General features: G+C 63.8%; 14 protein-coding genes and 1 pseudogene. 8 read left to right on the top strand and 7 right to left on the bottom strand.

Annotated features, from left to right (window positions below):
* Window positions 1-138: 138 nt before the first annotated feature.
* The 7 genes from G3N58_RS24665 to G3N58_RS24635 form a co-directional block, all read right to left on the bottom strand.
* Window positions 139-1,038, bottom strand: a complete 900-nt coding sequence (locus G3N58_RS24665) for a LysR family transcriptional regulator (protein ID WP_167039563.1) — start codon at window positions 1,036-1,038, stop codon at window positions 139-141.
* Window positions 1,039-1,092: 54 nt separating this feature from the next.
* On the bottom strand, window positions 1,093-1,506 hold the full coding sequence (locus tag G3N58_RS24660) for a hypothetical protein (RefSeq protein ID WP_206000439.1): 414 nt from the start codon (window positions 1,504-1,506) through the stop codon (window positions 1,093-1,095).
* A 153-nt stretch (window positions 1,507-1,659) separates the two neighbouring features.
* A complete protein-coding gene (locus G3N58_RS24655; RefSeq protein ID WP_167284324.1) occupies window positions 1,660-1,992 on the bottom strand; it encodes a hypothetical protein in 333 nt (110 codons plus the stop codon).
* Window positions 1,993-2,126: 134 nt separating this feature from the next.
* Window positions 2,127-2,438, bottom strand: a complete 312-nt coding sequence (locus G3N58_RS24650) for a hypothetical protein (RefSeq protein ID WP_167284323.1) — start codon at window positions 2,436-2,438, stop codon at window positions 2,127-2,129.
* Window positions 2,435-2,848 (bottom strand): DUF2778 domain-containing protein, encoded by a 414-nt coding sequence (locus G3N58_RS24645; protein WP_345889903.1) that lies wholly within the window; start codon window positions 2,846-2,848, stop codon window positions 2,435-2,437. The genes G3N58_RS24650 and G3N58_RS24645 overlap by 4 nt, the downstream gene beginning before the upstream one ends.
* 978 nt (window positions 2,849-3,826) lie before the next feature.
* Window positions 3,827-5,185 (bottom strand): MFS transporter, encoded by a 1,359-nt coding sequence (locus G3N58_RS24640; RefSeq protein ID WP_205988676.1) that lies wholly within the window; start codon window positions 5,183-5,185, stop codon window positions 3,827-3,829.
* Window positions 5,186-5,832: 647 nt separating this feature from the next.
* Complete coding sequence (locus G3N58_RS24635) at window positions 5,833-6,915, bottom strand: tartrate dehydrogenase (RefSeq protein ID WP_167039575.1); 1,083 nt, start codon at window positions 6,913-6,915, stop codon at window positions 5,833-5,835.
* Window positions 6,916-7,076: 161 nt separating this feature from the next.
* Between G3N58_RS24635 and G3N58_RS24630 the strand changes: the two genes are divergently transcribed.
* From G3N58_RS24630 to G3N58_RS24595, 8 genes and pseudogenes are all read left to right on the top strand, one after another.
* Window positions 7,077-8,000, top strand: a complete 924-nt coding sequence (locus G3N58_RS24630; protein ID WP_205988675.1) for a LysR substrate-binding domain-containing protein — start codon at window positions 7,077-7,079, stop codon at window positions 7,998-8,000.
* Window positions 8,001-8,268: 268 nt separating this feature from the next.
* Window positions 8,269-8,889, top strand: a complete 621-nt coding sequence (locus G3N58_RS24625; protein WP_206000438.1) for a GNAT family N-acetyltransferase — start codon at window positions 8,269-8,271, stop codon at window positions 8,887-8,889.
* A 325-nt stretch (window positions 8,890-9,214) separates the two neighbouring features.
* Window positions 9,215-9,562 (top strand): hypothetical protein, encoded by a 348-nt coding sequence (locus tag G3N58_RS24620; RefSeq protein WP_167039581.1) that lies wholly within the window; start codon window positions 9,215-9,217, stop codon window positions 9,560-9,562.
* Window positions 9,563-9,793: 231 nt separating this feature from the next.
* On the top strand, window positions 9,794-10,432 hold the full coding sequence (locus G3N58_RS24615; RefSeq protein WP_206000437.1) for a tail fiber protein: 639 nt from the start codon (window positions 9,794-9,796) through the stop codon (window positions 10,430-10,432).
* Between the two features lie 70 nt (window positions 10,433-10,502).
* Window positions 10,503-18,674, top strand: a complete 8,172-nt coding sequence (locus G3N58_RS24610; RefSeq protein WP_206000436.1) for a DUF4347 domain-containing protein — start codon at window positions 10,503-10,505, stop codon at window positions 18,672-18,674.
* A gap of 209 nt (window positions 18,675-18,883) precedes the next feature.
* Window positions 18,884-20,323 carry a TolC family protein gene (locus tag G3N58_RS24605; protein ID WP_240158836.1) on the top strand — a complete coding sequence of 480 codons (1,440 nt, stop codon included), beginning with the start codon at window positions 18,884-18,886 and terminating at the stop codon, window positions 20,321-20,323.
* A gap of 176 nt (window positions 20,324-20,499) precedes the next feature.
* Entirely contained in the window at window positions 20,500-21,177 is a 678-nt protein-coding gene (locus G3N58_RS24600; protein ID WP_346778294.1) for an efflux RND transporter periplasmic adaptor subunit, read from the top strand.
* A gap of 4 nt (window positions 21,178-21,181) precedes the next feature.
* A pseudogene (locus G3N58_RS24595) lies at window positions 21,182-21,502 on the top strand (secretion protein HylD); the annotation flags it as partial.
* Between the last annotated feature and the right edge of the window lie 43 nt (window positions 21,503-21,545).

Here is a 21,545-nt window from a genome sequence, read left to right as displayed (position 1 = left end):
GCTGTCTCCTGCCATGCAACGGCGGGCGCGGCCGTCGTTGCGTTTGTCGTATGTGTTCAAGCAATGGCTTTCGCCAATGATAGAAACGCATCGATCAGGAGTCCAAGAGTGCTTGCTTATGCTTGTATAGGCTTTTGCTTATAGTGTCGGGTCGGCGAGCGGTGGCGGCAAGCAGCCGAGAAAGGCGCACAGATGCGGCGAGGTGTCGTCGCTGCGAAAGGTGGCCGCGAGCGTGGAGCGGTACGCCGAGCCGGGGCCGGACAAATGGCGGAAGATCACGTCGGTGCGTCCGTGCCGCGCTACCGATTCGCCGATGAACGTTACGCCGAGGCCGGCCGCGACGAGTGCAATGGCCGTTTGTATTTCGTAAGCCTCATGGGCGACAAGCGGCGTTACGCCGGCATCGCGATAGAGCGATTGCACCGAGTGCTTGAACTGTGCGGTCTGATGCTTGGGGTAGAGAATCAATGGCGTATCGGCGAGATCGGCAATCCGCACGGTTTTGCGCGCGGCGAGCGGATGTCCCGCTTCGAGTGCGACCATGACCCGCTCGCGCAGCAGCGAATACGACGTGCAGCCTTCCACGGTCAGCGGCTGGCGGCCGATGCCGATATGAATGCGCATGTCGCGCAAGGCATCGGTTTGCTCCTCGGTGAGCATTTCGAAGAGCTTGAGTTCGACTTGCGGATATGCCGTGTGGAATTGCTTCAGCGCGGGCGGCAGCACGCTATACATCGACGAACGCGTGAAGCCGATGCTGAGCCAGCCGCGCCGGCCAATGCCGATTTCCTGCGTGGCGAGCGTCATCTGGTCCAGCGAGCCGAGTAGCTGGCGCGCTTCGGTGCACAGATAGTGTCCCGCTTCGGTCAGCATCAACGGCCGCCGCGCGCGGTCGACGAGTTGCGTGCCGAGCCTCTCTTCGAGCGAGCGGATCTGCTGGCTCAGTGCGGGTTGCGCGATATGCAGGCGCTCGGCGGCACGGCTGAAATTGAGTTCTTCAGCGAGAATCACGAAGCATTGCAGGGCTCTGAGGTTCATGTCGGTATTCCTGTCTCCAGTGGGGAAGGATAACCGGTGTTGTTGCGGCGGGTGCTATGGCGCGTGGGTATTGGGCGTAAGCGGTTTGAAGTGCTCGCCGTCGCTACGGTTCGTGACGATGTAGCCATCGCGCTTGCGTATCTTCATGAAGAAAAGCGCAGGTGCAGTATCGGGATCGCCGCCACATTCGCGCGAGTGTTTTTCGTGAACACCGACGATGAAATAGCGCTTGCTGTCCGACACGTCGAATAGCAGGCATTGTGTGGTGTGGGTTGATAGGTGATGGGTCTGGGTAACGCTTGCGGCTTTGTCCGCGGCTTCATCCGCTGTGGTAATCGCGCGTGCCGATGCCGTGGCATGCGCGGCGGTGAGCAGCAGGCTCAGGGCCAATGGGCGGATCTTCATGTCTTTCTGTGTTACCGGATGGTTGGGTCTCCGGAAGTTATATATTTTGAGGATGTAGTCCATGGGCCGTGGATAAATCTTCGACGAGGCGAGAAATCGCATCGGCGGCATCACGCTGAGCGGGCAAGTACCTCGCCGATTTCAACATCGTCGAATAGGCGGGCATGAGCGTCTCCGCTCGCGAAACACCGCACCACATCGGGGGGAACACGGGCATCACTGCGTGGATGAGGGCTGTCCCTTGTGCCGGTTCGCGCACTCCGACGTGAACGCCATGCTCGCCTGATCGGGCGTCATGTGCGGCGCGTCGGGGGCGTAGATCTTGGCGATGATCGCGTTGACGGCCTCGCGATCGGACGGGTCTTTGTAGTAATAGGCGGCCTGCTTGAGCGCCTGAGCCTGGGTCTTTTTGTGCGCGCGCCACGAGGCGACCTGGCCGGCGATATCGCCGAGCGCGAAGCATTGATCGCTGACGGTCTGCGCGACGGCCTGAGCGGCCGGCTGTGCCACACACAGCGCGACAAGCGCGGATACGACTACGCGTTTCATTACCGGAATCCTGAGATGAGGCGGGCGACGGCGCGGCGACGGTGATCGCCGTTGCCGCGTTCGTATGGGGTGAAGAAAGACGTAGTGTATCGGGAAGTGGGGCGGCGCGCTTTTAGGCGGACGGCGGGGTGCGTTCAATCGGGTTGATTGAGCCTATTGCGTGCGACGAATCGACGCCGCGCGATAAAGCTGAGCAGGGCGATGATCGCCGCGATGCATAGGGATGACGCGATGAAGAGAAGCAGGATGCATGTGTCCTGAATGTCGAGGGCGTCGGGCTGGTAGTCGGCATATATCAAACGTATTGCGTGCCGAACGATTGCTGAAAGCCACGATGGTATGTCGAACGTGAAGTGTTGCAGAAGGAACCGGGTTAGCTGCATGCCGCCCAGGCAGGACAGCGCGAGTCCGGCGAGACACCCGCCGATAAGTGTGAGACGTTTCATCGGACTTCCAGGCGGCCGTATGCTTTCAGATGATCGCTACCCGGAATGGCGATATTCGGCTTGTGAGAGCGAATGTAGCGCTGCAGTCGTTCGAAGTCGTTGCCGTTTTTCACAGTGATGCAGCCGTCACTTTCGCGCATCGGGCCTTCAGGGTGAAGGCGAAAATTACCACGACGTATTCCGTCAATCATTGTGGTATCGCCGCCGTGAGCGTTCCATAGCATGAACCATTTTGTTCGGTCGGTGCTACCAAGGTATGTGTCACTCAGATCGTGCAACCATCCCAATCTTCCACCCGATTGACGGTCAACAATAAAGTACGTGCCAGGCGGAATAGCTCCAGTCATGGGGATCGAAACTGCATTGGGATTGTCTCGACCCTTACCATGACCCGAATAGGCTTCGATCATCCTAAGTCCCAAACAATAGAGGCTCGAAGTTTCACGGTTATTGAGTGCAAAGGTACAGAATACAGACATTTCTTCTTCGGCTACAGAAATTGGATGAGTAAACGTCGCAGACGCAACACAGATCACGGTGTGTGACGGTGGCCACAGATGCACACTCGTTGCACAACGGCTAGCAATTCGGCGACTCTAATAGCTTGTCGATATTTGCGACCGTCGGCAAGTGCACGGGGGTATCGATCCGTGAATCTCGGTACTCGTCACTTCGTTCATGTCAGAATTTGAGCGAAAAATACCTGTGCTTACCATCTATTTTGAGTGTGGATAATGGGAGATGGGGACAACTCGTCCTTGAAGTCCAAGGCTATGCCGTATTGTTTTTCTCTTCTGATAAGAGTTAAAAATAGTCACAGATTGATTGAGACTGACTGGAGTTGCCCCTGTAACTCAGGATAACTACTATCGGCAACTCAGCAATCCCGCTGTAGTGCAGGTATCGACTTAAACCAAACAGCCTTCACGATTCCCGGGGCAGTTCAGATCGCCGCGATGCATAGGGATGACGCGATGAATAGAAGCAGGATGCGCGTGTCCTGAATGACGGTTATTGATCCTCTTCACAGCAATTATTTTTACATCCTGGCGTAAGCTGTAGTATGACCATCCTGCTGGTTTCTGCGTAGCTGGAAGGGTTTCCGAAGCTAACGTAATCTCAAAGAGGGGACAAACAGTCGTGTCTGGAACTGACGAAGGAAGAACGCGCAAACCTTGTGCCGATGGCGAGAAGTCGGCTCAATCAAAAGTGTTGCAAAGCGTTGCGAATCGAGTCCTAACTCTCAATCACATATCCATTGCTCCACGCCCCGAACCCCACCTCGACTTGCGACACCCCCAAAGAAAAAGCCGCTCTGCAATTCGCAGAGCGGCTTCGAAAAACCACCAGGCTCGCGGCCCATCATCGGGCCGCATCGCCGAAAAAACTCAATGCCCGAATGATTCCGCCTTCGACGCATTCGCCTCCGCTACTTGCGGACGTGCTGCCTGTTTGATCAGCAGCGCGACACACGACAACAGACCGGCAACCGCGATCGTCGCGAAGATGCCGCTGAACGAGAAGTGGCGGCGCGTCAGTTCGGCCACGAGGAACGAGCCCGCGATGCCGCCGAAGCGGCCCACGCCGAGCATCCACGCGACGCCGGTGCCGCGGCCCGCGGTCGGATAGAACGCGGCGGCGAGTGCCGGCATCGACGATTGCGCGGTGTTCATCAGCACGCCGGCGATGAATACGATCAGCACGAGCGCGCCGACGTTGCCGGCTGCCTGGCCGATGAAGTACACGCTGAGCGCGGTCAGCGCATAGCAGACCGCGATAACGCGATTGGCGTTGAAGCGGTCCATCAGCACGCCGGCCAGCACCGCACCGACGCCGCCGAGCGGGAACAGCGCGGAGATCAGCGTTGCGCGTTGCGGCGTGAGGCCGGCGTCTTTCAGCAGGATCGGCATCCAGTTGATCGACGCGTAGAAGATCACGAGGCCCATGAAATACGCGAGCCACAGCATCACCGAGCCGACGATGTACGAGCGCGACAGCACGACGCCGAGACCCTTGCCGCCGGTTTGCGGCGCGGTTTCGGTCATCGTGAATGCGCCCGCCTGCACGGCGTCGCCGGAAATGCGCGCGAGTGCCGCGCGAATCCGCTCGACCGGCTTCTGGTTCGCGACCATGTAGCGCACCGACTCGGGCATCTTCGTGAGCAGCAGGACCGACAGCAGGAGCGGCGTGACGCCGCCGAGCAGCAGGACGCTGCGCCAGCCGAAATGCGGAATCATCCATGCGGCGAGGAAGCCGCCGAATGCCGCACCGAGCGGAAAGCCGCAGAACATCAGGTTGATGACGGTGGCGCGGCGGTTGTCCGGGCAGTACTCGCCCATCATCGTGACGGCGTTCGGCATCGCGGCGCCGAGGCCGACGCCGGTGATGAAGCGCAGCACGGTCAGTTGCTCGATGCCGGTCGAGAATGCCGACGCGAGGCACGCGAGCCCGAACAGCAGCACCGAGCCGAGCAGCATGCCGCGACGGCCGAGGCGGTCGGACAGCGGGCCGGAACCGAGCGCGCCGCACGCGAGGCCGAACAGCGCCGCGCTCAGCACGGGCGCGAGCGCGGGTTTGTCGATGCCCCATTCGGTGATGAGCGAGGGGGCGATGAAGCCGATCGCGGCGGTGTCAAAACCGTCCAGCAGGACGATGATGAAGCACATGAAGAAGATCAGCCACTGGAACGGCGAAAACGGGTGCTCGTTGATAAAGGTTTGAACGTTCACAGCGGTGCTGCGGTTCATGATGGTCTCCTGACTGCGAAAAAGCCCGACATAACGGGCGTTTTTTCTTAAGACCGTGTGCCGTCGGGTAGCGGCGCACGATGCCTGCACCTGCGGCGAACTGCTGGGCTTAGGCAATGAATCATACCCGCTGCGGTTCGCGTGCGGGAGCGTCGCCGGGATCGGCGTTTTGTTCGCATAAAGAACGGTGATTCTTCACGCGAACGCGCGCCACTGTAAGTAATTTGATGGCAGCGGGCAACGGGGGATTACCCGAGATGAGAAACGCGCCTCGCGAAGGTGCGATGGGACTTCGCGATGGGGTTGATTCCGGAGTCGTCGAGCGGGCCGAACCTGAGGTGCGGATGCGCGGCTTCAGCGTGCGCGTGCGGCGATCTATTTCGCGTTGACGTCGAATTCACAGGTATCGACGGCGCGGATGTTCAACGGGTTCAACGGAGTGTGCGCGAAGGCGACGGCGGTGCTTTTTATCTCACGATGCGCATTAGTGCGCATGGCAAATGAATCTGCCCGGCATGATCGATGTGATGGAACACGCGCATCGCTTCAGCGAAGTCGAATTTGCTTTGCCCGAAGGGCAGCGTATCCGCATGCCGAGGCTGCAATCCGCATTCGATTGGCAACCCCAGGCAACACGCTCTGTCAGGTCACGCGAGCTTCGCCGCAATCGCCGCGCCGACCTCGCTCGTGCTTGCGCTGCCGCCGAGGTCGCCGGTATGCGGGCCTTCGGCGAGCGTCGCCTCGATCGCGCGCAGGATCGCGTCGTGCGCTTCGCGCTCCTTGCCGGTGGAGCGGCCGAGGAAGTCGAGCATCATCGCGGCCGACCAGATCATCGCGATCGGATTGGCGATGTGCTTGCCGGCGATGTCGGGTGCCGAGCCGTGCACCGGTTCGAACAGCGACGGGAACGTGCGGTCCGGATTCAGATTGCCCGACGGCGCGAGGCCGATCGTGCCGGTACAGGCAGGGCCGAGATCGGAAAGGATGTCGCCGAACAGGTTGGTCGCGACCACCACGTCGAAGCGGTCCGGGTTCAGCACGAAGCGCGCGGAAAGGATGTCGATGTGCTGCTTGTCCCATTCGACGTCCGGATAGTGCGCGGCGATGCCGGCCGCGCATTTGTCCCACCACGGCATGCTGATCGCGATGCCGTTGCTCTTCGTCGCGACCGTGATCTTCTTGCGTTCGCGCCGCTGCGCGAGATCGAATGCGAACTTCAGCACGCGCTCGCTGCCGTGCCGTGTGAACACCGATTCCTGCAGCACGAATTCGCGCTCGGTGCCTTCGAACATCACGCCGCCCACCGACGAATACTCGCCCTCGGTGTTCTCGCGCACGATCCAGAAGTCGATGTCGCCGGCTTTGCGTCCCGCGAGCGGCGACGGCACGCCCGCGAAAAGACGCGCGGGGCGCAGATTCACGTATTGATCGAATTCGCGGCGGAATTTCAGCAGCGACCCCCACAGCGAAATGTGATCGGGCACGGTGTCGGGCCAGCCGACCGCGCCGAACAGGATCGCGTCCATCGATTGCAGTTGCGTTTTCCAGTCGTCGGGCATCATCTTGCCGTGCTTCGCGTAGTAGTCGCAGCTTGCCCACTCGATATGCCGGTACTCGAGTTCGATGCCGAAGCGTTTCGTCGCGACGTCCAGCACGCGCAGCGCTTCCGGCATCACTTCGACGCCGATGCCGTCGCCCGGTATGACGGCAATCCGATATCTGTTCGACATGCTGTGCTCCTTCTGTGTAATGGGTGTGCAACGGGGTATTCAGCGGAGTACCCAACGGGTATCGACGTTTCAATGGCGCTTATTCTATTCTCGCTAATTGCGTCTACAATGCGCGCTTTGGTTAAACCACTGTACACGATTCGTGTATAAAGAGCGCCGCCATGAATAGCGTCCCGTCTCCCGATCTTGGCGATCTGCGCGTGTTCTGCGAAGTCGCGCGCAAGTGCAGTTTCAGCGCAGCGGCCGAGGCGCTATCGGTCTCGGCCGCCTATGTCAGCAAACGCATCGGCGTGCTCGAGGCGACGCTCGGCACGCGCCTTCTGCATCGCTCCACGCGTCGTGTCGCGATTACCGAAGCGGGCGAGCGCGTCTATGCATGGGCCGAAAAAATTCTCGACGACGTCGATCAACTGGTCGAGGACGTCTCCACCACGCGCCGCATTCCGGGCGGCAAGCTGCGCATTTCGAGCAGCTTCGGTTTCGGCCGGCGCTTCGTCGCACCCGCGCTCGCACGCTTTTCGGAACGCTATGCGCAACTGAGCGTGCGGCTCGATCTGTTCGATCGTCTTGTCGACGTCGCAGGCGAGGGCATCGATCTCGACATCCGCATCGGCGACGACATCGCGCCGCATCTGATCGCGCGGCGGCTCGCCTCGAATTATCGCGTGCTGTGCGCGTCGCCCGATTATCTCGCGCGGCATGGCACGCCGCGGCAACTCGCGGAACTGTCCTCGCATGCGTGTCTCGCCATCAAGGAGCGCGATCATCCGTTCGGCTTGTGGCGGCTCACGGTGCGCGGCGAAGCGGTATCGATCAAGGTCACCGGACCGCTGTCGACCAATCATGGCGAAGTCGCCGTGCAATGGGCGCTGGCCGGCCGCGGCATCGTGCTGCGTTCGCTGTGGGACGTGCGCGGACTCATCGACAGCGGCCAGTTACGCCAGCTGTTGCCCGAGGCGACTCAACCCGCCAACGTTTGGGCCGTGTATCCGGAGCGGCTCGCGCAGTCCGCGAAGGTGAGGGTATGCGTGGATTTTCTCAGCGAGGAATTCGCGCAGTTCGGCAGCACGCCGGCGGATCGTTGAGGCGGGGTACTCCGCGATTTGCGCAGCCGCTTGCATGGCTGACGAAGTGCTTTAGATGCCTTACTAAATAATTGCACAAATTCCACTCGAAATGCTTTCGATTCATTGTCGTTTTAGCGTCACCATAGCGGGTAAAAATGCGCGGGCAATCAGGGAAATTACCGGCTCTCTGACTCTTCACAGTTTCTATTGCTGCGCAAGTAACAATTAGTTAGGATTCGGCGTTATCGCGTATTCGTCAGCTCAGCGGCTTACCAATGCTTTTCGCATGAAGATCGAATTCACTCATTCCGCAGCGCCGCTAGAAAGTCCGGCAAGCCATGCCGGCATCGTGAGCTTGCGCACCGCCAGTGTCGCCGACGAAGCGTTTCTTTGTGACGTTTTCGTGAGCACGCGTTGGGATGAATTCGCACGCACCGGTTGGGAGCCGTCTCGCATCGACGCGTTTCTGCGGCATCAATCGCAGCTTCAACACACGTATTACCGCGAGCACTATCCACACGCTTTTTTCGACGTCGTGTTGGCCGGCGCGGAGCCGGTCGGGCGTCTGTATCACGCATGGCGGCCCGCGCAACTCGGCGACGAAGTCCGCATCATCGATATCGCCTTGCTGCCCGCATGGCGTGGCAAGGGCATCGGCACGCGGCTATTGCGCGCGTTGATCGCCGGGGCGGTGCGCGAAGGCTTGCCCGTTACCCTGAACGTCGAGGCCGACAACCCGGTGCAGTCGCTGTACTGGCGTCTGGGTTTCGTGAAGCAGAGCAGCGAACAGGACGGCGGCGTCTACGGGTTGATGCGCCGCGAATGCGCGCCGCTCGACATACAACTCGATGCGCAGGCCGTTTCATCCGTCACGTCGCGGGACGATGCACGGACAGTGTGCGCATGAGAGAGTATTAAGCACATAATGAACAGGCAATAAATAAACAATAAGCAAACGATAAGCAAACCACAAGCAAGTAATAAGCAGGGCGCGGCATGATCGAATTGGACCACCGTGGAATTCATTAAAGCTTTCCAGAAATATGTCGTAAGCCTAACGATAGAGAAAAAGAGTCATTCCGTAGACCCGTATTAAAGCGACGCGCAACCGGGCTGTAAGCCACGGCGATGCATCACGGCAAATGCGCGCGAACTGAGAGCATGACAAGAATGACGGCAACCGGCGCGCTGCATCGGCAGCACGGCGCGCGCGTTGCGATCGAGGGGGACCAGTGTCGAACGCGGTTTCGGATTTGCCGGCCTACGATGCGCTGAGGGCGTCGCTTGGGCAGGTCTTCACGCTCGCGAGCGCGGACGCGGCGGCGTTGCCGCTCGTGCAGACGCGTTTGCTGGATGCATGGACGGGCCTCGCCATGAATGGCGAGCACGAGTGCTATTCGGCGAGCTTCGAGTTGCCGCCGGCGGTTGCGTTACCTCAGGACACCTATCGCTTCATCGCACCCGACGGCCGTGCATGGCTGCTGTTCGTCTCGCCGGGCAGACCGCTCGAATCGGGCGCGCGGACGCTGTGCGCGGTGATTCATCGCAAGCGTTCGGCTTGCGCGGCGGATGCGGTGTGATGAGTCGCGCATTCCATTCTTCGCGGCGTTCCATTCGGCGCGCGTGCAACGACATGCGGTGCGGCGCGCCGCACGCCGTTGCACGCGGCGCCTTGTACGCAGCCTCGCATTCCGCCTTGCACCTTTTTCCCCATCGCATTTCGCATTGCGTTGCGCATGCCGTCGCGTGCTGCGTTCCGCTCAGCCGCACGGCTCTTCCGTCGTTTTCGTTTTCTCTCTTCTGGAGGCAGCATGTCCGATCAATACCTCGGTGAAATCCGCATGGTGGGCTTCGACTTCGCACCCAACGGCTGGGCGTTGTGCCAGGGGCAGCTCATGTCGATTGCGCAAAACAGCCCGCTGTTCGCGCTGCTCGGCACGTACTACGGCGGCAACGGCCAAACCACGTTCGGTCTGCCGAACCTGCAGGGCCGCTCGCCGGTCGGCGTGGGGATGGGGCTGGGTCTCGCGCCGGTGGTGACCGGCGAGCAGGCCGGAGCCGAAAACATCACGCTGACGCAGGCGCAATTGCCCGTTCACACGCACGCGACGCAAGTTACCGGTGCGACGCAGCCGACCACGGTTGCTGTGGCGATTCCCGCCGCAACGGGCACGACGGCCACGTCGGGGCCCCCCGCGACCAGCGTGACCAATATTCCCGGACCGACGACGGTGCTCGGCGGCGCGTTGTCGTCGGGCCATCCGGCGACGGTCTACAACACCGCCAACGCCGACACCACGCTCAAGCCGTTCAACCTCACGGTGCCGGCCAGCCTGCCGAACGTCGTCAACGCGAATGCGGGCAGCGGCTTGCCGTTCAACACGCGCAATCCGTATCTCGGCATCAACTTCATCGTCGCGTTGACGGGGATTTTCCCGTCGCGCGGCTAAAGCGTTTTCGTCCAGTCCCGTTTTGCGGCGCCGCGCGTGTCGAACGCGCGGCGGCCGGGAGAGTATCGTCATGAAGATCGTCAGGCAGTGGCTCAAGCGTTTGAGTACCGACAGCGAAATGCCGCGTCCGCGTGTCGCGGCTTCGCCCCTGTTGCTCGCGCTCGAACCGCGCGTCGTGTACGACGCGTCGGTTGCCGCTGTCGCGGCCAAACCGCACGCGGAAACGCATGCGCACGAACACGCGCATCGCGCGGAGCCAACGCATAACGATCCGGCCGCGGCGAGTTCGTCGGGCCAGGGGGCTTCGCAAGCGGCGTCTTCCGCGTCGGCGTCGGGTACGTCCAATGCGGCACAACGCGATGCGGGAACGAACGGAACGAACGGCGAGGGCGCCGGCACGAACACGAGCACGGGCAGCAAGGACACCAGCACCACCACGCACGCGCTCAAGGACACGAGCGTCACCACACCGGACGCCTCGCATCAGGTCGTCTTCATCGACCCGAGCGTCGAGAACTATCAGATATTGATCGCCGGTTTGCCGGCCGGCACGCAGTACGTCGTGCTCGACGCGAACAGCGACGGCTTCGCGCAGATCGCGCAGTACCTGCAAACCCATCACGGCATCGAGTCGATCCATCTGATTTCGCACGGCACGGACGGCGCGATCCAGGCCGGCTCGACGTGGCTCACCGGCGCGGATTTTTCGGCCTACAGCGCCGAGCTCGCGCAGATCGGCGCGGCGATGAAGCCGGGCGGCGACTTCCTGATCTACGGCTGCGACGTCGCGCAAAAAGCCGACGGCCAGGCGCTCGTGCAGCAGATCGCGGCACTCACGCACCTGAACGTCGCGGCATCGACCGACGACACCGGCGCGAGCGCGCTCGGCGGCAACTGGACGCTCGAATACCAGGCCGGGCACGTGCACACGGCCGTGATCGAATCGGCGAGCGCGCAGGCGCAGTTCAACGAGCTGCTCGGCGTGACGGTCGAAACCTTCGACACGGCCGCCGAGGCCAACAACGACACAGGCCAGGACCTCGGCTATCGGACGAGCTATACGCTCGACGGCGTCGTATACACGACGGACGGCTCCGTCGAGGAAGGCGTGTGGAACAACGGCAATGCGCCGACCGGTCCGAGCGACGTCAATTCCGGGGCCCCCAACGACGGCTTCCTCGAAGTCAACGTCAACAACGATCCGATGACGGAGTTCACGATCTCGCTCGCGAACGGCCATACCTTCACGCTGTCGGATCTCGACATCAGCTCGGTCAACGGCAACTTCTATATCGAGGCGAACGGCAATGCCGCGACGCGCGTGCAGATTGCGACCGAGGCGGCAGGCGGCTTCGTCGGCAGCATCAAGAGCCTGATCGCCAACGACCCCGACTTCCAGAACACCCGATCGGTCACGCTGATCGACGTGAACGATCCGTACGGTCCGCTCTCGCTGTATATCGACAACGTCACCTATACCGATACGGGGCCCGCCGTCACGACGAGCAGCGGCAACGCCTCATGGGCGTCGGCGAACAACGGCGTGGGCGGCGCGCCGGTCGCGGTGGACAGCGGCCTGCAGCTTTCCGACGGCGGTTCGTCGACGGCGCAGTCCGCGACCGTGACGATCGCCAACGTGCAGGCGGGCGACGTGCTCGGCTTTGTGTCGGTCAACGGCATCAGCGGCAGCTATTCGAGCGGCACGGGCACGCTGACGCTGACCGCCAGCGGCACGCCGACGCTCGCCCAATGGCAGGCGGCGCTCGAATCGGTGACGTTCGCGAATACGCTGGTGACGCCCTCCACCGTTACGCGTACGGTCGACTTCTCGTTCAACGACGGCACCTCGACGAGCAACGTCGCCTCGCGCAGCGTGAACGTGACCGCGACCGACCAGTCGCCGATCGTCGTCGACGGCGGCAGCAGCATGTCGAGCTATCAGGCCGGCTCGACACCGACGGCGATCTCCACCTTTTCCGTCAGCGACGCGGACAACACGACGCTCGCCTCGGCGACGATCTCGATCGCGAGCGGCTACCACAGCGGAGATACGCTCTCGTTCGATAACACCGACTCGACGCAGTTCGGCAACATCGGCATCACGGCGAACGCGAACGGCACGCTGACGCTGACTTCGGTGGGCGCGAGCGCGACGCTCGTGCAATGGCAGCACGCGCTCGATGCAGTCACGTTCTCGACGTCGGCTGCGGCGGTATCGGGCGCGCGCAACTTCACGATCTCGGTCAACGACGGCGTTGCTTCGAGCTCGCTCGCGCTGCACACGGTAAACGTGACGAGCGGCCCGACGATCACCACCGACCCCGGCTCGGCCGCATTCGTCGCCGGCGACAATACGGCCTCGATGCCGGTGCTGATCGACTCGGGACTGAGCGTGGCCGACGGTCAGAGCACGACGCTCGAAAGCGCGACCGTGCAGATCACCGGCAACTTCACGGCCGATCAGGACTCGCTGCTGTTCGTTGCCAATCCGGCGACGATGGGCGACATCGTCGGCGCCTACAACTCGGGCACCGGCACGCTCACGCTGACGGCCTCGGGCGGCGCGACGCTCGCGCAATGGCAGGCGGCGCTGAGTTCGGTCCAGTACGCGAACTATCTGACGACGCCTGCGAGCGCCATGCGCACGATCAGCTACCAGATCAACGACGGCACGACCATGAGCGCGGTCGCGACGCGCACGGTGACCGTGACCGACACCGACCAGACGCCGATCATTACGACGAGCGGCACGACCGCGAACTTCGTCGCCGGCGACAACGTGGCCTCGACGCCGGTCGTGATCGACAGCGGCATCGCCGTGAGCGATCTGGACAACACGACGCTCGCTTCGGCGACGGTGCAGATCGGCACGGGCTTTCACGCGGGCGAGGATGTCCTGTCGTTCGTCAACGACGGCACGACGATGGGCAACATCACCGCGACCTACGATGCCGTGCACGGCACGTTGATGCTGAATTCGGTGGGCGCCAGCGCGACGCTCACGCAATGGCAGGCCGCGTTGAGCGCGGTGACGTACACCGATACGGCCATCACGCCCGATACCACGACCCGCACGATCAGCTTCACGGTCAACGACGGCACGAAGTCGTCGGCGGCGGCCACCGCGCAGATCGACGTAAGCGATACCGATCAGACGCCGATCGTGACCGGCACGTCCGGCGATGCGAGCTGGGTGCAAGGCGACAACACGGCGGCGTCGCCCGTCACGGTGGATGGCGGCATTACGGTGTCCGACCGCGACAACACGACGCTCGTGTCGGCTTCCGTAACGATCGGCAACTACGACAGCAATGGCGACGCGCTGCTTTTCACCAACGACGGCGCGACGATGGGCAACATCACTGGCGTGTACGCCAGCGGTGTGCTGACGCTCACGTCCTCGGGCGGCATCGCGACGCTCGCGCAGTGGCAGGCGGCGCTGCGCTCGGTGCAGTTCACCGATACCGCGGCCGCGCCGAGCGGCGCCGCGCGCACGATCAGCTTCGTCGTCAACGACGGCGTGAAGAGCAGCAGCGTGTGGACCCGCACGGTCGACGTGACGCTGACCGACCAGACGCCGGTGCTGACCTTGTCCAACGGCACGACGAGCTTCGTCGCGGGCGACAACGTGGCCTCGACGCCGGTCGTGGTCGATCCGGGCATCACGCTGTCGGATAGCGGCGGCGCGACGATACGCACCGCCGAGGTGATATTTAACAGCACCTTCTATGTGGGCGAGGACGTGCTCGCGTTCACGGGCGGCGCCGCGTTCGGCGACATCACCGCCACGTACACCGGCGCGGCCGGCGCACTGGAGCTGAGTTCAGCAGGCCGCGCGACGCTCGCGCAGTGGCAGGCTGCCTTGCGCTCGATTACCTACACCGATACCGCGATCGTGCCGAGCGGCATTGTCCGCACGATCAGTTTCACGGTTAGCGACGGCATCAAGACGAGCATGCCGGTCATCAAAGTCGTCCTGGTGAGCGCGACCGATCAGACGCCGGTGGTGACCGCCTCGACGAGCAGCGTCACGTATCCGGCGGGCGGCGCGCCGCTCACGATCGACAGCGGCGTGACGTTCAGCGATCGCGACAGTACGGTAACGCCGTCCCTGCCGATGACTTTCACGTTGCAGATCGCGTCCGGTTTCCAGTCCGGCGACACGATCACGCTCAACTACAACGCGGCAACGATGGGGGCTGGTTTCTCGGATTCCTTCAACGCGGCGACCGGCACGTACACGCTCAACTCGAACGGTATGACGGTCGCGCAGTACCAGGCGATCCTCGAGGGTTTGCAGTTCTCGACGGCTTCGAGCGCGCCGCTCGGCGCGCGCACGCTGCAACTCACCGCGAACGACGGCACGAAGACGAGCGCGCCGGTCGCCTACACGATCGACGTGACCAGCTCCGCCCCTTCGCTGACGACGACGAGCACCGGCAGCGCCACGTTCGTCGCGGGCGACAACACGGTATCGACGCCGGTCACGGTCGACGGCAACCTCGTGGTGGCCGATCCGCTCGGCGACGTGATTACGAGCGCGACGGTTGAGATTACCGGCAACCTGCATGCGGGCGAAGACGTGCTGCTGTTCACGAGCCAGAACGGCATCTACGGCAACTATAACGCCCTGACGGGCGTGCTCACGCTCACGGGCAGCGGCGCGACGAACCAGCAATGGCAGGACGCGCTGCGCTCGATCACGTACACCGATACGGCGGTCACGCCGAACCCCGCCATGCGCACGATCAGCTTCGTGCTCGACGCCGGCTCGCAGTTCAGCACGGCGCTGTCGCGCACGGTGACGGTGACCGACACCGATCAGACGCCGTTGCTGTCGACCAGCAGCACGGGCAGCGCATCGTTCGTGGCGGGCGACAACGTCGCGTCGACGCCGGTGGTGGTCGATGGCGGCATCGCGGTCAGCGATCTCGACAACACGACGCTGGCCTCGGCGACGGTGCAGATCGGTGCGGGCTTTCACATCGGCGAAGACGTGCTGTCGTTCACGAACGACGGTACGACGATGGGCAACATCACCGCGAGCTACGATGCCGTGCACGGTACGTTGACGCTGACTTCGGCCAGCGCGAACGCGACGCTCGCGCAGTGGCAAGCCGCCTTGCGCTCGGTCACCTACACCGACACGGCGATCACGCCGGACACCACCACACGTACGATCGGCTTTGCGGTCAACGACGGCACGAAGACGAGCGCCGCGCTGTCGCGCACGGTGACAGTGGCCGATACCGATCAGACGCCGTTGCTGTCGACGAGCAGCACGGGCAGCGCATCGTTCGTGGCGGGCGATAACGTCGCGTCGACGCCGGTGGTGATCGATAGCGGCATCGTGGTCAGCGATCTCGACAATGCGACGCTCGCCTCGGCGACGGTGCAGATCGGCTCGGGCTTTCATGCGGGCGAGGATGTCCTGTCGTTCACGAACGACGGTGCGACGATGGGCAACATCGCCGCGAGCTACAACGCTGCGACCGGTGTGTTGACGCTGACCTCGGCCAGCGCGAACGCGACGCTCGCGCAGTGGCAGGCCGCGTTGCGCTCGGTCACCTACACCGACACGGCGATCACACCGGACAACACCACGCGCACGATCGGCTTCACGGTCAACGATGGGATCGAAACCAGCGTGGCGCTGTCGCGCGACGTGACAGTGACCGACGTCGACCAGACGCCGCTTATCGCGACCACCAGCACGGGCAGCGCATCGTTCGTGTCGGGCGATAACACGGTGTCGATACCGGTCGTGGTCGATGGCGGCATCGTGCTCAGCGACCTCGACAACACGACGCTCGCCTCGGCGACGGTGCAGGTCGGCTCGGGCTTTCATGCCGGCGAAGACGTGCTGGCGTTCACGAACGACGGCGTGACGATGGGCAACATCGTCGCGAGCTACGATGCCGCGACCGGTGTGCTGACGTTGACTTCGTTCAACGCGAGCGCAACGCTCGCGCAATGGCAGGCCGCGTTGCGCTCGGTCACCTACACCGACACGGCGATCACGCCGAATAACACCACGCGCACGATCAGCTTCACGGTCAACGACGGGATCGAAACCAGCACCGCGCTGTCGCGCGACGTGACGGTGACCGATACGGATCAGACGCCGGTGCTGTCGACGAGCAGCACGGGCAGTGCAGCGTTCGTGGCGGGCGATAACGTGGCGTCGACACCGGTCGTGGTGGATGGCGGCATCGCGGTCAGCGATCTCGACAACACGACGCTCGCCTCGGCGACGGTCGCGATCGGTTCGGGTTTCCATGCTGGTGAAGATGTCCTGTCGTTCACGAACGATGGCGCGACGATGGGTAACATCGCCGCGAGCTACGACGCCGCGACCGGTGTGCTGACGTTGACTTCGTCCAGCGCGAACGCGACGCTCGCGCAGTGGCAGGCCGCGCTGCGCTCGATCACCTACACCGATACGGCGATCACGCCGAATACCGCGATGCGCACGATCAGCTTCGCGGTCAACGACGGAATCAAAACCAGCACGGCGCTGTCGCGCACGGTGACGGTGGCCGATACCGACCAGACGCCGCTTATCTCGACCACCAGCACGGGCAGCGTATCGTTCGTGGCAGGCGACAACGCCGCGTCGAAGCCAGTCGCGATCGACAGCAACATCGCGCTCAGCGATCGCGACAACACGACGCTGGCCTCGGCGACTGTCACGATCGGCACGGGCTTCCACGCAGGCGAAGACGTGCTGGCGTTCACGAACGACGGCGCGACGATGGGCAACATCGCCGCGAGCTACAACGCTGCGACCGGTGTGTTGACACTGACCTCGACCGGCGCGAGCGCCACGCTCGCACAATGGCAAACGGCGTTGCGCTCGATCACCTACACCGACACCGCGATCACGCCCAACACCGCGACGCGCACGATCAGCTTCACGGTCAACGACGGCACCAAGGCGAGCGTCGCGCTCTCGCGCGCAGTCGGCGTGACGGCCACGCATCAGACGCTGATCGTCGATGGCGGCGGCGTCACGCTGAGCTATACCGCCAACGGCAACGCGGCCGACGCGCTTGCGGTCGGCGACGGCATCACGCTGACCGACCGCAACCCGACGCCGCTGACCTCGGCCACGGTGTCGTTCAGCGGTACGTTCGATCCGCAGCACGACGTGCTCGCGTTCACGAGCGGTGGCACGGCGACCGGCGACATCAGCGCCGCCTACGATGCCGCGAGCGGCGTGCTCAGGCTCACCTCGGCGAGCGGCACGGCGACGCTCGCGCAATGGCAGGCCGCGCTCGCCGCGGTCTCGTATCGCGACACGCGGTTCGAGAGCACCGGCAGCAGCCGCACGATCGCCTTCGCGATCAGCGACGGCGTCGCGTCGAGCGCGCCCGCGACGCGCACGGTGCAGGTCGTCGCCACGACGCAGCCGTCCGGCACGCCGACCCTGCCGGAGCACAAGGACGAGCCGCTGGCGACGCCCACGATCGTCGCGCCGCCGGTCTTCAATCCGTCGCGCACGAATCCGCTGATCGTCAGCGGCACCACCGGTTACAGCGACGGTGTGTCGAATCCGCTGATCGTGCTCGAAGCGCTGAAGCCGCCGGCCGAACTCGGCACGATAGTGTTGCCGCCGACTCGCACGTTTACGCAGGACGACCAGCACAACAGCTCGCTCGGCGACACGCACGTGAGTCCGCTCGATTCGATCGCGCCGCCCGACCTCGGCGACGAAACCGCGAGCCTGCAGGTGCTGGCGTCGCTCGACGTGCATCCGCAGCGTCACGCGGACGGCTCGTTCGCGCTGCTGACGGCCGCGCTTCTGCCGAACTCGCCGGACACGCGCGCAACCAGCATCGCCAACGACGTGAGCATCACGCTTGCCGATGGCGAACCGCTGCCGTCGTGGCTCCACTACGACGCGGCACGCGGCGAACTCTCCGGCGTGCCGCCCGCGGGCGTGCACGAAGTGCGCGTGACGCTGGCCGTGCGCGACGCGTTCGGCCGCGTGACGCATCGCGAAGTGGTCGTGTCGCTCGACGCGGCGCACCGTCAGGCCCCGCACGCGCCCGCGCCGAAGCCGGTGAAAAGCGCGCCGCCGCATGCCGCGCTGCCGCCCGCGAAGCCTTCGCTGAGCGCGCAGTTCGCGAGCGCGCACGCGGCCTTGCATGTCACGCGCGCGGGCGTAGCCGGCGCAAAGGTCGCGCATGCCGAAGCCGTCGACAACCGCGCGACGCATTCGCTGGAGCCGCGCGCATGAGTCTCTTTTCCTCGCATTCCTGTTCCGCTTTCCACTTTTTCCATAAGAGATCAGCCGACGTGAAATCCTTGTCGCTTGCGGTGCGCGCACCGCGTCCCACGCTCATTGCGCTGTCGGCCGCCGTGTTGTGGCTGTCCGGCTGCGCGGTCAAACCCGTGCCGTTTACCGACGCCGAACGCGTGCAGACGGCCCAGGCCGATCGCACGTCGATGTTCGCGAGCCAGCAGCCGGTGAGCGGCCCGATCACGCTCGACGAGGCGATGGCGCGCGCGATCCGCTACAACCTCGACCATCGTCTGAAGATGATGGAAGAAGCGCTCGCGCAGAAGCAACTCGATCTGTCGAACTTCGATCTGTTGCCGAAGCTCACCGCGCAGGCCGGCTATACGAACCGCAACCATCCGCTCGCGTCGTCGTCGGAAGGTCTGTACACGCAGGAGGAGTCGCTGATTCCGTCGTTCTCGACCGATCAGAACTCGCGCACCGCGGACCTGAACCTGTCGTGGAACCTGCTCGACTTCGGCGTCAGCTATTACGAGGCGAAGGAGCAGGCCGATCACGTGCTCGTGCTCGAACAGCGCCGCCGCAAGGTCGTGCAGCTGATGATGCAGCAGGTGCGCGAGGCGTACTGGCAGGCGCTCGGCGCGCAGCGGCTGCACGATCGCATCGGCCCGCTGCTCGATGCGGCGCGCGCCGCGCTCGACGATTCGCGCGCGGCGCAGAAGCAGGGTCTGCGCGCACCGATCGATACGCTCAACTACCAGCACTCGCTGCTCGATCTGATGCGGCAGCTCGAAGCGGTGCGCGACCAGCTCGAGGAAGCGAAGCCGCGCCTTGCCGCGCTGATGAACCTCGAACCGGGCAAGGACTACACGCTCGCCGCGAGCGAGGACTTTCCGGTGCCGGACTTCGACATGCCGATGCCGCAGATGGAAGACACCGCGTTGCAGCGCCGTCCCGAACTGGTCGAGGCGAGCTATAACGAGCGCATCAGCGTCAACGAAACGCACAAGGCGATGGCGAAGCTGCTGCCGGGCATCGAACTCGAACTGGGCGGCCATTACGACAGCAACAGCTTTCTCGTCTATAACGCATGGCGCGCGGCCGGTATCAGCATCAGCTGGAACCTGCTGAATCTGCTCAACGTCAAGACGATTCGCGGCACCGCCGACGCGCAACTCGAAGTCGCGAAGACGCAGCGCATGGCGCTCAGCATGGCGGTGCTCACGCAGGTGCACGTCGCGCGCAGCGAACTCTCGGCGAAGCAGCGCCAGTTCGATCTGTTCAGGCAGATGAACGACGTCGACCAGCAGATTCTCGAACACACGCACAACGCGACGCAGGCCAACGCGCAAGGCAAGCTCGAAGAGATTCGCGTGGCGACGAGCGCGATGATGTCGGAACTGCGCCTTTATCAAAGCTACGGCGAACTCGAAAGCGCGTATGGGCAGATGCTCGCGACGCTGGGGCTCGATCCGGTGCCGGACGCGGTGCGTGGTCACGATCTCGCGTCGCTGACGCAATCGATCGGCGAGGAGCAGCAGCACTGGGACGCGCTCGGTCACGCGGGCAGCACGGTCGCGGCCGCGCAGCCGGGGCCGACGAAAACGGCGGCGGCAGCGCTCGCAGCGGGAGCACAGCCGCAATGAAACCGTGGTTGAAGGTGTGTGCAGGCAGCGGTATTGCTTTACTGATGACGGCGCAGGTCGTTGCGTCTCCGAATGCGACTGCGCCGGCGCGTTCGGCGGCGGGTGGGACGCCGGCGGTGGCAGCAACGATGCCCACAGCAATGGCAGCGGCAGCAGCAGGAGCCGCGGCCCAACCCGTGCCGCAAGATTTGCCCGACGGCAAGATCCGCATCCAACTCGTGTCACGCGATCAGGTCGACATATCGAGCGAAATCTCGGCGAAGATCGCCTCGCTGCCGTTTCGCGACGGCGACGCGTTTCGCGCCGGGCAGACGCTCGTGTCGCTCGACTGCTCGCTCTACAGCGCGCAATTGCGCAAGGCGCAGGCTGATGCCGACGGCGCGCGCGAGTTGCTCAGCGTGAACCAGAAGCTCGTCGCGCTGCATTCGGTCGGCGAACTCGAGGTGCAGCAGGCCGCGGCGAAGCAGAAGGCGAGCGCGGCCGACGTCGCGTACATGCAGGCGACCGTGCACAAATGCACGATCGCGGCGCCGTTCGACGGCCGCGTGTCGAAGCGCAGCGCCGCGCCGCAGCAGTTCGCCGAAGCCGGCAAGCCGCTCCTGACGATCGTCGATACGAGCCATCTCGAACTGAAGATGATCGTGCCGTCGAAGTGGCTGCTATGGCTCAAGCCCGGTCATGCGCTGAACGTGCAGGTCGACGAAGTCGGCAGGAGCTATCCGGCGAAGGTCGCGCGCATCGGCGCGCGCGTCGATCCGGTCACGCAGACCGTCGACGTGACGGGCGCGCTGACCGGCAGCGCGCCCGAACTGCTGCCCGGCATGAGCGGCTGGGCCACTTTCGCGGCGCGGTGAGGCCATGAGCGAATCAGGCATGCCGGAAGAGGCGGCGCAGCAGGTCCGCATCGACGGCCAGCAGCTTGCGTTGCTGTGGCAACTCGCGGCGCGCGCGCGGGCCGCGCACAGCGAGGCGGCGCTCGGCTTTACGATCGTCAACGAAACGCTTTCGCTGGTGCCGTACCGGCAGTCGGCCTGGTGGCGCGGCAGCGCGCCCGGCACGGTGGCGGCGGTCTCGGGCTTGCCGCAAAGCGATCCGAACGCGCCTTACGTGCAGTGGCTCAACGCGCTGTGCAAGGCGCTCGCGCGCGGCGCGCCGAGCGCGCCTGCCGACGCGGCGGCCCGCCGCGCAGGCCACGTAGACCGGGACGGCCTCGTGTAGGGAA

The sequence above is a fragment of the Paraburkholderia sp. Ac-20342 genome (genome assembly GCF_017104985.1).
Lineage (GTDB): Bacteria > Pseudomonadota > Gammaproteobacteria > Burkholderiales > Burkholderiaceae > Paraburkholderia.
The sequence above is the reverse complement of the archived record's forward strand: the minus strand, read 5'-3'. Positions and strand labels throughout refer to the sequence as shown.

Bases quoted from the DNA above. Each gene is read 5' to 3' on its own strand.
- G3N58_RS24615 (WP_206000437.1), top strand. From the start codon at position 9,794: ATGTCCGATCAATACCTCGGTGAAATCCGCATGGTGGGCTTCGACTTC.
- G3N58_RS24650 (WP_167284323.1), bottom strand. From the start codon at position 2,438: ATGAAACGTCTCACACTTATCGGCGGGTGTCTCGCCGGACTCGCGCTG.
- G3N58_RS24610 (WP_206000436.1), top strand. From the start codon at position 10,503: ATGAAGATCGTCAGGCAGTGGCTCAAGCGTTTGAGTACCGACAGCGAA.
- G3N58_RS24630 (WP_205988675.1), top strand. From the start codon at position 7,077: ATGAATAGCGTCCCGTCTCCCGATCTTGGCGATCTGCGCGTGTTCTGC.
- G3N58_RS24660 (WP_206000439.1), bottom strand. From the start codon at position 1,506: ATGGACTACATCCTCAAAATATATAACTTCCGGAGACCCAACCATCCG.
- G3N58_RS24655 (WP_167284324.1), bottom strand. From the start codon at position 1,992: ATGAAACGCGTAGTCGTATCCGCGCTTGTCGCGCTGTGTGTGGCACAG.
- G3N58_RS24605 (WP_240158836.1), top strand. From the start codon at position 18,884: ATGTTCGCGAGCCAGCAGCCGGTGAGCGGCCCGATCACGCTCGACGAG.
- G3N58_RS24640 (WP_205988676.1), bottom strand. From the start codon at position 5,185: ATGAACCGCAGCACCGCTGTGAACGTTCAAACCTTTATCAACGAGCAC.
- G3N58_RS24645 (WP_345889903.1), bottom strand. From the start codon at position 2,848: ATGATCGAAGCCTATTCGGGTCATGGTAAGGGTCGAGACAATCCCAAT.
- G3N58_RS24635 (WP_167039575.1), bottom strand. From the start codon at position 6,915: ATGTCGAACAGATATCGGATTGCCGTCATACCGGGCGACGGCATCGGC.
- G3N58_RS24625 (WP_206000438.1), top strand. From the start codon at position 8,269: ATGAAGATCGAATTCACTCATTCCGCAGCGCCGCTAGAAAGTCCGGCA.
- G3N58_RS24665 (WP_167039563.1), bottom strand. From the start codon at position 1,038: ATGAACCTCAGAGCCCTGCAATGCTTCGTGATTCTCGCTGAAGAACTC.